This is a genomic window from Bradyrhizobium sp. 62 (assembly GCF_023073035.1).
In the GTDB taxonomy this organism is placed as follows: Bacteria; Pseudomonadota; Alphaproteobacteria; order Rhizobiales; family Xanthobacteraceae; genus Bradyrhizobium.
Window position 1 is genome coordinate 195,024 of the sequence record NZ_JADPIT010000015.1, and the last position, 14,229, is coordinate 209,252.

The following is a 14,229-nucleotide window of genomic DNA, read 5'->3' on the forward strand; positions in this document are numbered from 1 at the left end:
CATGCTGGCTCACACCACCGGCCAGGCGCTGGTGAAGGCCGGCGGCGACACCTGGTTCTTCCTGACCGCGGACTACGCCTTCGGCGCGGCGCTGGAGCGCGACACCACCGCTGTCGTTACTGCAAATGGCGGCAAGGTGGTCGGCGGCGTCAAGCACCCGCTCAACACGCCGGACTTCTCGTCCTTCCTGCTTCAGGCGCAGGCCTCCAAGGCCAAGATCATCGGCCTTGCCAATGCCGGCGGCGACACCACCAACACGATCAAGCAGGCGGCCGAGTTCGGCATCGTCAAGGGCGGCCAGAAGCTCGCGGCGCTGCTGCTGTTCCTCACCGACGTCAAGGCGATCGGGCTCGAGACCGCACAGGGCCTCAACTTCACCGAGACTTTCTACTGGGACATGAACGACCAGACCCGGGCGTTCTCGAAGCGCTTCGCCGAGAAGATGAAGAACAACGCGCCGCCCACCATGGTGCAGGCCGGCGTCTATGCGGGCGTGCGTCACTATTTCAAGGCACTCGAAGCGCTCGGCGGTAACCCGCATGACGGCGCCAAGGTCGTCGAGAAGATGAAGTCGATGCCGACGGAAGACGATCTGTTCGGCAAGGGCGAGATCCAGCCCAACGGCCGCACCATCCACAATGCCTATCTGTTCGAGGTGAAGAAACCCTCCGAGTCCAAGGGACCGTGGGATTTCTACAAGCTGGTCGGCACGGTGCCGGGCGACCAGGCCTTCACGCCGCTGTCCGAGAGCAAGTGCGCTCTGTTGAAGAAGTAAGATAACCGCCCGCAGACCATCAGGTCTGCGGGCGACTTTCAGGGAACGCCGAAGGGACCGGGTGCGGGATCGATGCAGGCTCTTTACGCTCAGCTACTGGTGGGACTGATCAACGGCTCGTTCTACGCGCTGCTCAGTCTCGGGCTTGCCGTGATCTTCGGCATGCTCAACATCATCAATTTCGCCCATGGCGCGCTCTATATGATGGGCGCGTTCGTCGCCTACTTCCTGCTGAACCTCGGCGGCATCAACTATTGGTGGGCGTTGCTGTTTGCACCGATCATTGTCGGCATCTTCGGCATGATTCTGGAGCGGACCATGCTGCAATGGCTGACCGGGCTCGATCATCTCTACGGCCTGCTACTGACCTTCGGCATTGCGCTGATCGTGCAGGGCGTGTTCCAGAACTATTTCGGCTCCTCCGGCCTGCCTTACGCCATTCCGGACCAGCTCAAGGGCGGCATGAATCTCGGCTTCATGTTCCTGCCGGTCTATCGCGGCTGGGTCGTCATCTTCTCGCTGGTGGTCTGCATCGCGACCTGGTTCCTGATCGAGAAGACCCGGCTCGGCGCCTATTTGCGCGCCGCCACCGAAAACCCGACGCTGGTGCGCGCCTTCGGCGTCAACGTTCCGCGCATGATCACGTTGACCTACGGGCTCGGTGTCGGCCTTGCCGCGCTCGCCGGCGTGCTGTCGGCGCCGATCAACCAGGTGCGACCGCTGATGGGCGCCGACCTCATCATCGTGGTGTTCGCGGTGGTGGTGATCGGCGGCATGGGATCGATCATGGGCTCCATCATCACCGGCTTCGCGCTCGGTGTGATCGAGGGCCTGACCAAGTATTTCTACCCCGAGGCCTCCAACACCGTCGTGTTCGTGCTGATGGTGCTGGTGCTCTTGGTGAAGCCAACGGGATTGACGGGAAGGGCGGCCTGACATGACAGCCTTGACGGACGACACGCTGCCGGTAACCCCGCGCGCGATCCGCGACGAGATGATCGTCTTCGTGGTGATGGCGCTGCTGCTGGCTTCGGTGCCATTCACGGGGGTCTACCCGTTCTTCGTGATGCAGGCGCTGTGCTTCGCGCTGCTCGCCTGCGCCTTCAACCTGCTGATCGGCTATGGCGGTTTGCTGTCCTTCGGCCATGCGATGTTCCTGGGCACGGCCGGCTATTGCAGCGCGCATGCGCTGAAGGTGTGGGCGTTGCCGCCGGAGCTCGGCATCCTCGTCGGCGTCGCCGGTGCCTTCGTGCTCTCGCTCATCACGGGCTATATCTCGATCCGCCGCCAGGGCATCTATTTCTCGATGATCACGCTGGCGCTGTCGCAGCTTCTGTACTTCATCTACCTCCAGGCCCCGTTCACCCATGGTGAAGACGGCATCCAGGGCATTCCGCAGGGACGCATGTTCGGCGTCTTCGATCTGACCAAGCCGACCGTGCTCTACTACGTGGTTCTGGTAGGCTTCCTCGCCGGCTTCCTGCTGATCTTCCGCATCATCAACTCGCCGTTCGGCGAAGTCCTCAAGGCGATCCGCGAGAACGAGCCGCGCGCGATCTCGCTGGGTTACCGCACCGATCAGTACAAGTTCCTGGCTTTCGTGCTGTCGGGCACGCTGGCCGGCTTTGCCGGTGCGCTGAAAGTCTTCGTGGCACAAAACGCCTCGCTCACCGACGTGCACTGGTCGATGTCGGGCGAAGTCGTGCTGATGACGCTGGTCGGCGGACTCGGAACCGTGTTCGGTCCCGTGGTCGGTGCCTTCGTGATCATCGCCATGCAGCAATATCTGGCGGGGTTCGGCCAATGGGTGACCGTGATCCAGGGCTCGATCTTCGTGATCTGCGTGCTCACCTTCCGCCGCGGCGTCATCGGCGAAATCGCGCATTACTTCCGGCGGTCGCTGTAAGTCATTGATATAATGGAAGATGTGTTGACGCGCGAAAGCGGTGGATGATCCGGCTCCACGGGCGTGAGGTGGCACGCGCGTGGATCGAAAATGGTCTATGACAGTTTCATGACGGCCCGCTCGGGCCAGGCCATAATCCAACCGGTAGTCTCTCTCCCATGATGCGATTGTTTCGCGCTTTCCTGCCCAAGGAAGAACGGTTCTTCGACCTGTTCGACCGCCACGCCCAGACCGTGATCCAGGGCTCGATCGCGCTCCAGAGCATGCTCAACGGGGGTGAGGAGACGCCGGTCTATTGCCAGCGCGTCAATCAGTTCGAGAACGATGCCGACAACATCACCCGTGAGGTGCTGACCGCGGTGCGCCGCACCTTCATCACCCCGTTCGACCGCGGCGACATCAAGAACCTGATCACCTCGATGGATGACGCCATCGACCAGATGCAGCAGACCGCCAAGGCCGTGATGCTGTTCGAGGTCCGCAGCTTCGAGCCGCCGATGCGGGAGATCGGCGGGCTTCTGATCGAATGCGCCAATCTGGTCGGTCGCGCGCTGCCGCTGATGCAGAAGATCGGCCAGAACGTGGCCATGCTGACCGCGATCACGGAAGAGCTGGGCAAGCTGGAAGGCCGCGTCGACGATCTCCATGATATCGGGCTGAAGGAACTGTTCCTCAAGCATCGCAACGGCAACGCGATGGATTTCATCGTCGGCGCGGAGATCTACGACCATCTCGAGAAGGTCGCCGACCGCTTCGACGACGTCGCGAACGAGATCAACAGCATCGTCATCGAGCAAGTTTAGGGCAGGGGACCGCGCCGTGGATGTTGCGTTGGGTCTTCCCGTCCTGGTCGGACTGATCGCCGTCGCGCTGCTGTTCGACTTCCTGAACGGCCTGCACGACGCCGCCAATTCGATCGCGACCATCGTCTCGACCCGCGTGCTGCGGCCGCAATACGCGGTGTTCTGGGCCGCGTTCTTCAATTTCGTCGCCTTCATGGTGTTCGGGCTGCACGTCGCCCAGACCATCGGCACCGGCATCATCGATCCCGCGATCGTGGATGCCCAGGTGATCTTCGCTGCGCTGGTCGGCGCCATCGTCTGGAACCTGGTGACATGGGCGCTCGGCATCCCATCGTCCTCGTCGCACGCATTGATCGGGGGCTTGTTTGGTGCCGGCGTGGCCAAAGCGGGCCTTTCGGCGGTGGTCTGGAGCGGATTGTCCAAGACGGTGATCGCCATCGTGCTGTCTCCGCTCGTCGGCTTTCTGCTCGCGATGGTGCTGGTTGCGATCGTCTCCTGGGCCTCCGTGCGCTCCACGCCCTTTGCCGTGGATCGCGCCTTCCGCATCCTGCAATTCGCCTCCGCCTCGCTCTATTCGCTCGGCCACGGCGGCAACGACGCGCAGAAGACCATGGGCATCATCGCCGTGCTGCTCTATTCGCAGGGCCAGCTCGGCGGCGAATTCTTCGTCCCCTTCTGGGTGGTGCTTTCGTGCCAGGCCGCAATGGCGATGGGGACGCTGATGGGCGGCTGGCGCATCGTTCGGACCATGGGCCTGCGCATCACCAAGCTGACCCCGATGCAGGGCTTTTGCGCCGAGACCGGCGGTGCCGCGACCCTGTTCATGGCGACCTTCCTCGGCGTTCCCGTCTCGACCACCCACACTATCACCGGCGCCATCGTCGGTGTCGGCGCCGCCCGGCGCCTCTCGGCGGTGCGCTGGAACGTCGCCAGCTCGATCGTCTATGCCTGGGTGATCACGATGCCGGCCTCGGCCATCGTCGCCGCGCTGAGCTGGTGGGCGGTCAAGATCTTCGTCAGGTAACCAGCTTCAGCCCGACAATCCCGGCGACGATCAGCCCGATGCTGGCGAGGCGGAACGCGGTGGCCGGCTCGCCGAACAGGATGATCCCAAGTGTCGCGGTACCGACCGCGCCGATACCGGTCCAGACGGCATAAGCGGTTCCAATCGGCAGCGATTTGAGGGCGAGCCCGAGCAGGATGATGCTGCCGGCCATGGCGCCGAGCGTGAGGACCGACGGAACGAGCTTGCTGAAACCCTCGGTATATTTGAGGCCGATCGCCCAGGAGATCTCCAGCAGACCGGCGACGAACAGGATGCTCCAGGCCATGACGACCCTCCATTCAAGGCAGGGTCGTCCCCGCGACTGGTGTGCTGATGGAAAGGGAAGGTCGTCCCTCCCAACCAAGCGGATATGGGACTGGTCGGAAGGCTCCGCAATCACCAGATGAGGCTTGATCAGGCTCATTTTCCCTGCCAAACGCTGCCGCAATGTCCGACATCGCCACCACAGCCGAATCGACGGCCCGTTCCTCGCTTGCCGCTGAAGTGTCGCGGCGGCGTACCTTTGCGATCATCTCGCATCCGGACGCCGGCAAGACCACGCTGACCGAAAAGCTGCTGCTGTTCGGCGGCGCCATCAATCTGGCCGGGCAGGTCAAGGCCAAAGGCGAGCGGCGCAACACGCGTTCGGACTGGATGAAGATCGAGCGCGAGCGCGGCATCTCGGTCGTGACATCGGTTATGACCTTCGAGTTCGAGGGCCTCGTGTTCAACCTGCTGGACACCCCGGGCCACGAGGACTTTTCGGAAGACACCTATCGCACGCTCACGGCGGTCGATTCCGCCGTCATGGTGATCGACGCCGCCAAGGGCATCGAGGCGCGCACCCGAAAGCTGTTCGAGGTGTGTCGTCTTCGCGACATCCCGATCATCACCTTTATCAACAAGATGGATCGCGAGAGCCGTGACGTGTTCGAGCTCCTCGACGAGATCGAGAAGACGCTGGCGCTCGATACCACGCCGATGACCTGGCCTGTCGGCCGCGGCCGCGAGTTCCTCGGCACCTATGATGTCGTCAATGGCGGCGTGCGCTTGCTCGAAGGCGGCGGCGCCAAGACCGGCGCGGCGCAGCAGATCGAGATCGCCGAGCTCGCCAAGCTCAACGCCAATCTCGACGTGTCGGCGGTCAAGGACGAGCTCGAGCTCGTCACCGCGGCTTCAAAACCGTTCGAGCTCGAAGCGTTTCGCGAGGGCCATCTGACGCCGGTTTATTTCGGCAGCGCGCTCCGCAATTTCGGCGTCGGCGACCTGCTGCAAGGGCTCGGCAAGTTCGCGCCCGAGCCGCGCGCGCAGGAGAGCGACCAGCGCAAGGTCGAAGCCACCGACCCGCGCATGAGCGCCTTCGTGTTCAAGATCCAGGCCAATATGGATCCCAACCACCGCGACCGCATCGCCTTCGCCCGCCTGTGCTCCGGCAAGCTGAGCCGCGGGATGAAGGCGAAGCTCGTGCGCACCGGCAAGAGCATGCCGCTGTCCAGCCCGCAATTCTTCTTCGCGCAGGACCGTTCGGTTGCGGACGAGGCTTATGCGGGCGACGTCGTCGGGATTCCCAATCACGGCACGCTGCGGATCGGCGATACGCTGACCGACGGTGAGGATTTCAACTTCGTCGGCGTGCCGAGCTTTGCGCCGGAAATCGTCCGCCGCGTGCGTCTTACGGATGCGATGAAAGCGAAGAAGCTGAAGGAAGCGCTTCAGCAGATGTCGGAAGAGGGCGTGGTGCAGGTGTTCCGCCCGCGCGACGGCGCGCCCGCGTTGGTTGGCGTCGTCGGCGCACTGCAGCTCGACGTGCTCAAGGCGCGGCTGGATGCGGAATATTCGCTGCCGGTCGAATTCGAGGTCAGCGAGTTCCAGCTTGCACGCTGGGTCTCCTCGGAGGACCGCAAGAAGCTCGATACGTTCATCGCTGCCAACACCTCGAGCATTGCCGACGATGTCGACGGCGATCCCGTCTATCTGGCGCGGAACGAGTTCTATCTCGGCTACACAAGGGAACGGGCCGAGGGCATCGAGTTCACCAACGTCAAGGACGTCAAGAAGAAGGGGTAGGCGCGTTCCGTCCGCTCCTCACGCTCCGCTGTCATGCCCCGCGAAAGCGAGGCATCCAGTACGCCGCAGCCTCTCGGCTCAATCACAAACGTCTCGGAGTACTGGGTCGCCCGGTCAAGCCGGGCGACGACACCGTCCTTGGACGCGCGCATGTGAACGGCCGCAGGCTTGACGTTGCCGGCGGCAATGCCACGTTCACCCATGTGGCCTTGCGAGTTCACTTCATGTGGCGCGGCATCCTTGTTTTCCTCCTGCTGGCGATCTCGACGATCGCCGCCGATGCGCGGCCCCGGCAAATCAACCCAATTCCGTTTTCGCACGAGCCGTGCAGCGTGCTCGATGGCAGGCCCTGCACGCCGTCCTATTGCAGCCCGCTCGAGCCTGGTCCCTGTATTCCCGAGATCGACTATCCCTACGGCCAGAACCTCCAGCTCACGATCCAAAGCGTGCCGTCAGAGGCCGATCGCGCCAAATACCAAAAGCCGGATCACGATCTCGATACGATCGGCGATCTCTTCGCCGAGCTGCGCAGCTGCTGGTCGCCGCCAACGGACAATGCGCGCGCGGGCATGCAGATCGCCGTGCGTTTCAGCTTCAACAAATCGGGCGGCCTGATCGGCCCGCCGCGCCTGACCTTTGCGACCGCGGGGGTGGCCGCCGAGACGAGAACCACCTACCTCGATGCGGTCAATTCATCGTTGAACGCCTGCCTGCCGCTGAAATTCACCGGCGGTCTTGGCGGTGCCATCGCCGGGCGGCCGATCGCGATCCGGTATGTCGACAATCGCGAGATCCACAAGTAGCGCGTCAGTTGCGACCCGCGGCCAATCGATGATACGCCATGGGCTTGGGGCGCTGGTTGAGGGGAGAATCTCGTGGGTCTGCTGGTTATGATCCTGGGGCTTGCGCTGTTTTTTGCGGCGCATGTGTTCACGACGAAACGCGATGCACGCGCGCAGGCCATCGCGAGACTGGGTGAGGGGACCTACAAGATCCTCTATTCGCTTGCCTCGCTCGCAGGGCTCGCGTTGATCATCTGGGGCTTCGCGCATTATCGCGCAACCGGCTGGATCGACGTTTGGTATCCGCCGAAGGCGCTGAAGCATATCACGCTCGCGCTGATGTTGCCCGCGGTCATCCTGGTGGTCGCATCCTACTTGCGCGGGCGCATCTATGCGACGCTGAAGCATCCGATGCTGGCCGGCATCAAGCTGTGGGCGGCGGCGCATCTTCTGGCCAATGGCGACCTCGGCTCCATCATCCTGTTCGGCTCTTTCCTGGGCTGGGCGGTGTACGATCGCATCACGCTGAAGCGTCGGACCGATGGCGGCGGTCCGCCGATTCCGGTCGGCGGCGTCACCAACGATCTGATCGCGGTCGTGGTTGGAATCATCGCTTATCTGGCGCTGGCTTTTGCGTTCCATCCCGTCGTGATCGGTGTTCCCGTGATGGGTGGCTAGCCGATCAGCACAAGACAGGAGCGCATGCCCATGCGCGGAAGGTAACGAGAGCAACAAGCCAAGGCATCCGATGGACTGGTCGCATTCTCAGATCCCGCCAATGCGGTTCGAGGCGCGCTTCGGCGATCGGGTGGTGCCGGCATTTTGCGATCGGCCGTCGAGCCTGTGGGCGATGATTGCGGACGCCTGCGCCCGCAATCCCGACGGCGAAGCGCTGATCTCAGGCAATGTCCGGCTGGGCTGGCGGCAGGCCGTCGAGCAGGCCGCGCGGATTGCGGCGGGATTTCGCAAGCTCGGATTGCAGCGCGGCGATCGTGTCGCGATCCTGCTCGGAAACCGCGTCGAATTCCCGCTGCTGCTGTTTGCTGCCGCGCATGAAGGGCTCGTCACGGTGCTGCTCAGCACGCGCCAGCAGAAGCCGGAAATCGCCTATGTGCTCGCCGACTGCGGTGCCAAAATCCTGATCCACGAGGCGGCGCTCGCGGCGCGTCTGCCGGATGCGCCGGATGTGCCCGAACTGGTCCATCGCATCGCCGTCGACGACGATCCGGCTTTGTCGCGTTTCGCGGTGCTGGCAGACAACGCGCCGGCCGCGGCGCCGGTCGAGACCAGCGAGGAGGACACCGCGATGATCCTCTACACCTCGGGCACGACGGGCAAGCCGAAGGGTGCGATGCTGGCCCATTGCAACATCGTGCATTCCTCGATGATCTTCGTGTCCTGCCTGCAATTGACGGCGGCCGACCGCTCGATCGCGGTGCCGCTCGGCCATGTCACCGGCGTCGTCGCCAACATCACGACGATGATCTGCTGCGGCGGCGCGCTGATCATCATGCCGGAGTTCAAGGCGGGCGAATATCTCAAGCTCGCCGCGCGCGAGTGCGTCACCTACACGGTGATGGTGCCGGCGATGTACAATCTCTGCCTGCTCCAGCCCGATTTCGAGAGCTACGATCTATCGAGCTGGCGCATCGGAGGCTTTGGCGGCGCACCGATGCCGGTCGCCACCATCGAGAAGCTCAAGGCGATCATTCCCGGCCTCGAGCTGGCGAACTGCTACGGCGCGACCGAGACGACATCGCCGTCCACGATCATGCCGGGCGAGTTGACGGCAACCCACATCGACAGCGTTGGCCTGCCGTGTCCGGGTGCGCGCATCCTGGCAATGGGGGCGGACGGGCGTGAGCTGCCGCCTGGGGAGATCGGCGAGCTCTGGATCCAGAGTGCCTCCGTGATCAAGGGCTACTGGAACAATCCTAAAGCCACGGCCGAAAGCTTCACCAGCGGGTTCTGGCATTCCGGCGATCTCGGCTCGGTTGACGCGGAGGGATTTGTCCGGGTGTTCGACCGGCAGAAGGACATGATCAACCGCGGCGGCCTCAAGATCTATTCGGCCGAGGTCGAATCCGTGCTGGCCGGCCATCCCGCCGTGGTCGAGAGCGCGATCGTCGCCAAGGCCTGCCCGGTGCTGGGCGAACGCGTTCACGCCGTGGTGGTCACGCGCGCACCAGTGGACAGCGAAGCCTTGCGCGCCTGGTGCGCGGAACGGCTGTCCGACTACAAGGTCCCGGAGACCATGGTGATCACCGCGGAGCCGCTGCCGCGCAATGCCAATGGCAAGGTGCTGAAGCGGCAGCTGCGGGAGCTGTTGGGAACCTAACCCCGGGAGATGATCTCTCCGGGCTGTCTCGGGTGGTTAACGCCTTGATCGGGCTCGCTTTGCCTTGCCACCGCCATATCGTTAGGGTACCCCGCCGCCACGTGGGGGACGGGATTCCTGACGCGAACGCATTGGCGCGCGCACCCGGACGGGCATGGGATTAGCATAAGTGTCTGAATTATTTGACGAAGTCGACGAGGAAGTACGTCGCGAACAGCTCAAGAAGCTGTGGGACAAGTATTCGATTTTGTTCATCGCCCTGATGGTGCTGATCGTCGCCGCCGTGGGCGGCTGGCGCGCTTACCAGTATGTGGAGGCCAAGAAAGCCGCCGAGGCCGGTGCTGCCTTCGAGAGGGCTGCAGAGCTGTCCGAGCAGGACAAGCATGCGGAGGCCGAGGCGGCCTTCACCGAGCTCGCAGCGAAGGCTCCATCGGGCTATCGCACCCTGGCGCGGCTGCGTGCTGCGGCCGAGGCGGCGGCCCGCGATCCCAAGGCGGGCGCCAAGCTCTATGACGACATCGCCGCCGACCGCAGCGTAGGCGGCGAGTGGCAGGATCTGGCGAAGATCCGCGCGGCCGGTCTCCTGCTCGACAGCGCCGGCTATGCGGACATGCAGCAGCGGCTGGAAGCCTCCACCGCGCCCAAATCGACCTTCCGTCATACCGCCCGCGAGATGCTGGCGCTGTCGGCCTGGCGCAACAACGACATGACTGCGGCCCGCAAATGGCTGGACGCGATTGCCGAGGACGGCGAAACGCCGCCCGGCCTGCGCTCACGCGCCGAGGCGCTGCAGGCCCTGCTGCCGCCCGTAGCGAAGAGCTGAGCCGAGAGCTGAGACGAGATCCCGATATGCGCCGCACGCCACGCTTGATCGCAGCCGCCGTCCTGATCGCCTTCACGGGCGTGCTGGGCGGTTGCTCCAGCTTCGATCCGAGCGACATGCTCGACTTCCTCGATACCAAGAAGAAGCTGCCGGGCGATCGCAAGCCGGTGTTCCCGGAAGGCGTGCCCGGCCTCGAGCAGGGTGTGCCCAAGGATATGTACAAGGGCGCGCAGCAACAGCCCGATCCGAACGGCCCCGCCGTCGCGGCTCTGCCCACCGAGCCTGCGCCCGAGCCGAAGCCCGCGAAGGGTGCCAAGGCGAAGAAGACCAGGCAGCCGGCCAGTGCGGCCGTCGCGCCGGCTGGGGCGCCCGCCGGCGAAGTCGATGGCGAGGCCCAGCCCGAGGCCGCGCCGCCCGCGGCCGCTCCGCCGCCCAGGCAGAAGATCGTGCGCAAGCGCACCACCGCGCCGCCGCCCGATCAGCCCGTCCAGCAGGCGCAACCGACCCAGACGACCCAGCAGCAAACGCAGGGCGCCTTCCCGGCACCGATGCCGAGCGGCAGCTTCTCGCGCTAATTTTTCATTTCATTGACAGGCGCGGCTCCGGCAGCGCACGAATGACCCATGTCCTTTAAGATTGCCATTATCGGCCGGCCGAATGTCGGCAAGTCGACGCTGTTCAACCGCCTGGTCGGGCAGAAGCTCGCGCTTGTCGATGACCTGCCGGGCGTCACCCGCGACCGGCGCGAGGGCGAGGCCAGGCTCGGCGATCTCGACTTCACGATCATCGATACCGCCGGCCTCGATGAAGGCGCCAAGGGCTCGCTGACCGCCCGCATGCAGGAGCAGACGGAGGCCGCGATCGCACAGGCCGACGCGCTGTTCTTCGTGATCGATGCCCGCATGGGCCTCACGCCCAACGATCGCGCCTTCGCCGATTTCGCCCGCAAGGCCAACAAGCCGGTGCTGCTCGTCGCCAACAAGAGCGAAGGCAAGCATGGCGATGCCGGCGCGATGGAGGCTTTCGCGCTAGGCCTCGGCGATCCCATCCAGATCTCGGCCGAGCACGGCGAGGGCATGGGCGAGCTCTATGATGCTCTGCGCCCGCTGATGCCGGAGCCGGTGGAGGAGGATGAGTTCGAAGACGATGAGCCGCTGACGGAGGAAGAGGCCGCCACGCGCCCGATCCGAGTCGCGATCGTCGGCCGGCCCAACGCCGGCAAGTCGACGATGATCAATCATCTGCTCGGCGAGGAGCGCCTGCTGACGAGCCCGGAGGCCGGCACCACGCGCGATTCCATCGCGGTCGAGATCAACTGGAAGGGCCGCGAGTTTCGCGTGTTCGACACCGCAGGTCTGCGCCGGCGCTCCCGGATCGAGGAGAAGCTCGAAAAGCTCTCGGTCGCCGACGCACTGCGCGCGGTGCGCTTTGCCGAAGTCGTCGTGATGATGATGGACGCGCAGAACCGTTTCGAGGAGCAGGATCTTCGCATCGCCGACCTGATCGAGCGCGAGGGTCGCGCCGTCGTGCTCGCCGTCAACAAATGGGACCTGATGGAGAGCAAGGGCGGCGGCGCGATCTCGAACCTGCGCCGCGATGCCGATCACTTGCTGCCGCAGATCAAGGGCGTGCCGATCGTCGCCGTCTCCGGCTTGATGGGCGAGGGCATCGATCGATTGATGCAGGCGATCCAGGATGCCTATGCGCTTTGGAACAGGCGTGTGTCGACCGCGGCGCTGAACCGCTGGTTCGAGGAGGCGGTCCAGGCCAATCCGCCGCCGGCCGTGTCCGGACGACGACTCAAGCTGAACTACATCACGCAGACCAAGGCCCGCCCGCCGAGCTTCGTGCTGTTCTGCTCGCGTGCGGATGCGGTGCCGCAGTCCTATCTGCGCTACCTCACCAATTCGCTGCGTGAGGCCTTCGAGCTGCCGGGCACACCGGTGCGCATCACCTTGCGCGAGAAGGCCAATCCGTTCGCCCACAAGCGCAAGCGGCCGTCGTGAGCAACGACGCCGGCGAGGCGATGGCGCAGGGCGCAGCGCCAGTCCGGCGCGGTGCGGTCGCCTTCATCTTCGTCACGATCCTGCTCGACATGCTCGCGCTCGGCGTGATCATGCCGATCCTGCCGAAACTGATCGAGAGCTTCGTCGACAACGACACGGCGCATGCGGCCCGCATCTTCGGGCTGTTCGGCACCGCCTGGGCGCTGATGCAGTTCGTGTTCTCGCCGGTGCTTGGCGCACTTTCGGATCGCTTCGGGCGGCGGCCGGTGGTGCTGCTGTCGAATTTCGGGCTCGCGGCCGATTATGTGCTGATGGCGCTGGCGCCGTCGCTGGTCTGGTTGTTCGTCGGCCGCGTCATCTCGGGCATCACCTCGGCCAGCATCTCGACCGCCTTTGCCTATATTGCAGACATCACGCCGCCGGAGCGGCGCGCGGCGGTGTTCGGCAGGATTGGCGCTGCCTTCGGCGCCGGCTTCGTGCTGGGCCCGGCGTTGGGCGGCCTGCTCGGCGATATCGATCCGCGCCTGCCGTTCTGGGCCTCGGCCGCCTTAAGCTTTGCCAATGCGCTCTATGGGCTCTTCGTCCTGCCGGAATCGCTGGCGCCGGACAAGCGCGCGCCGTTCCGCTGGAGGAGCGCCAATCCGCTCGGCGCGCTCCGCCTGCTGCGTTCCAACGCGGTGCTCGCTGCGTTGTCAGTCGTCAACTTCATCGCGCAGGTCGCGCATGTCGTGCTGCCCTCGACCTTCGTGCTCTACGCGACCTATCGCTACGGCTGGGATTCGAAGACCGTGGGATTGACGCTGGCGATGGTCGGCGTCTGCGCCATGGTGGTGCAGGGGCTCGCGATCGGCCCGATCGTGCGTGTGCTCGGCGAGCGCAATGCGTTGTTGATGGGCCTGTGCTGTGGCGCGATCGGCTTCGTGATCTTCGGCGCGGCGCCGACCGGGCCGCTGTTCTGGATCGGCATTCCCGTGATGTCGCTGTGGGGCATTTCGGGCGCTGCCATGCAATCGCTGATGACGCGGCTGGTCGCGCCTGATCAGCAGGGCCAGTTGCAGGGCGCGACCGCGAGCGTGCAGAGCGTGTCGCAGCTCGTCGGCCCGTTCCTGTTCACGCTGACGTTTTCATACTTCATCGGCGCCAGCGCGCCGTGGCAGCTGCCCGGCGCGCCGTTCCTGCTCGCGGCGGTGCTGATGGTGGCGTGCGTGGCGATTGCTGTGCGGGCGCTGGGCGCGGCAACATCAGAATCGTAGGATGGGTTACGTCTTCGGCTAACCCACCCTACAAAGCCTCGTTTACTTCTTCACCAGCGGGCACTCGCTGTCCTTGAGCGGCTTGGCCGCGTCTTCCGCCGCGATCGTGGCGATCTGCTTGTAGTAATCCCACGGTCCCTTCGATTCTTCGGGCTTCTTCACCTCGAACAGATAGGCCGGGATGAGACGACGCCCGTCCTCGCGCAGCGGACCCTTGCCGAACAGCGGATCGTCGGTCGGAAGCTCCTTCATCTTGGCAACGACCTTGGCGCCGTCATGCGGATTGCTGCCGAGCGCGTCCATCGCCTTGAGATAATGCAGCACCATCGCGTAATTGCCGGCCTGCGTCATCGAGGGCATCGCATTCTTGTTGGCCAGCGCCGAGAAGCGCTTCGACCAGGCGCGGGTCTGGTCGTTCATGTCCCAGTAGA

At 64.5% G+C, this 14,229-nt stretch carries 15 protein-coding genes; 13 read left to right on the forward strand and 2 right to left on the reverse strand.

What is annotated here, in order from left to right:
• The 5 genes from IVB47_RS11290 to IVB47_RS11310 form a co-directional block, all read left to right on the forward strand.
• Positions 1–775: ABC transporter substrate-binding protein (locus IVB47_RS11290; protein ID WP_247461626.1), on the forward strand; the 775-nt coding region annotated here is incomplete at its 5' end.
• A gap of 72 nt (positions 776–847) precedes the next feature.
• On the forward strand, positions 848–1,711 hold the full coding sequence (locus tag IVB47_RS11295) for a branched-chain amino acid ABC transporter permease (RefSeq protein WP_027569632.1): 864 nt from the start codon (positions 848–850) through the stop codon (positions 1,709–1,711).
• 1 nt (position 1,712) lies between these two features.
• Positions 1,713–2,681: a branched-chain amino acid ABC transporter permease gene (locus IVB47_RS11300; RefSeq protein WP_007592084.1), complete on the forward strand. Its 969-nt coding sequence runs from the start codon at positions 1,713–1,715 to the stop codon at positions 2,679–2,681.
• 158 nt (positions 2,682–2,839) lie between these two features.
• Positions 2,840–3,484 (forward strand): DUF47 domain-containing protein, encoded by a 645-nt coding sequence (locus IVB47_RS11305; protein ID WP_027517485.1) that lies wholly within the window; start codon positions 2,840–2,842, stop codon positions 3,482–3,484.
• A gap of 16 nt (positions 3,485–3,500) precedes the next feature.
• A complete protein-coding gene (locus IVB47_RS11310) occupies positions 3,501–4,508 on the forward strand; it encodes an inorganic phosphate transporter (protein WP_027569633.1) in 1,008 nt (335 codons plus the stop codon).
• Here IVB47_RS11310 and sugE read toward each other — a convergent pair.
• On the reverse strand, positions 4,501–4,815 hold the full coding sequence (gene sugE, locus IVB47_RS11315; protein ID WP_247408372.1) for a quaternary ammonium compound efflux SMR transporter SugE: 315 nt from the start codon (positions 4,813–4,815) through the stop codon (positions 4,501–4,503). The two genes, IVB47_RS11310 and sugE, sit on opposite strands and share 8 nt — an antisense overlap.
• Positions 4,816–4,976: 161 nt before the next feature.
• On the opposite strand from sugE, the gene IVB47_RS11320 reads away from it, so the two are divergent.
• From IVB47_RS11320 to IVB47_RS11355, 8 genes are all read left to right on the forward strand, one after another.
• Positions 4,977–6,596, forward strand: a complete 1,620-nt coding sequence (locus IVB47_RS11320; RefSeq protein WP_247360559.1) for a peptide chain release factor 3 — start codon at positions 4,977–4,979, stop codon at positions 6,594–6,596.
• Positions 6,597–6,820: 224 nt separating this feature from the next.
• A complete protein-coding gene (locus IVB47_RS11325) occupies positions 6,821–7,399 on the forward strand; it encodes a hypothetical protein (RefSeq protein WP_247463130.1) in 579 nt (192 codons plus the stop codon).
• A 72-nt stretch (positions 7,400–7,471) separates the two neighbouring features.
• On the forward strand, positions 7,472–8,056 hold the full coding sequence (locus IVB47_RS11330) for an NnrU family protein (RefSeq protein WP_247461628.1): 585 nt from the start codon (positions 7,472–7,474) through the stop codon (positions 8,054–8,056).
• A gap of 70 nt (positions 8,057–8,126) precedes the next feature.
• Positions 8,127–9,716 (forward strand): class I adenylate-forming enzyme family protein, encoded by a 1,590-nt coding sequence (locus IVB47_RS11335; protein WP_247461630.1) that lies wholly within the window; start codon positions 8,127–8,129, stop codon positions 9,714–9,716.
• A 169-nt stretch (positions 9,717–9,885) separates the two neighbouring features.
• Positions 9,886–10,539, forward strand: a complete 654-nt coding sequence (locus IVB47_RS11340) for a tetratricopeptide repeat protein (protein ID WP_247461632.1) — start codon at positions 9,886–9,888, stop codon at positions 10,537–10,539.
• Between the two features lie 26 nt (positions 10,540–10,565).
• On the forward strand, positions 10,566–11,114 hold the full coding sequence (locus IVB47_RS11345; protein WP_247461634.1) for a hypothetical protein: 549 nt from the start codon (positions 10,566–10,568) through the stop codon (positions 11,112–11,114).
• Positions 11,115–11,162: 48 nt separating this feature from the next.
• A complete protein-coding gene (der, locus tag IVB47_RS11350) occupies positions 11,163–12,545 on the forward strand; it encodes a ribosome biogenesis GTPase Der (protein WP_027569641.1) in 1,383 nt (460 codons plus the stop codon).
• Entirely contained in the window at positions 12,542–13,798 is a 1,257-nt protein-coding gene (locus IVB47_RS11355; RefSeq protein ID WP_247286444.1) for a TCR/Tet family MFS transporter, read from the forward strand. Before der ends, IVB47_RS11355 begins: the two co-directional genes overlap by 4 nt.
• Before the next feature lie 42 nt (positions 13,799–13,840).
• Here IVB47_RS11355 and IVB47_RS11360 read toward each other — a convergent pair.
• Positions 13,841–14,229: ABC transporter substrate-binding protein (locus IVB47_RS11360; protein WP_247461636.1), on the reverse strand; the 389-nt coding region annotated here is incomplete at its 5' end.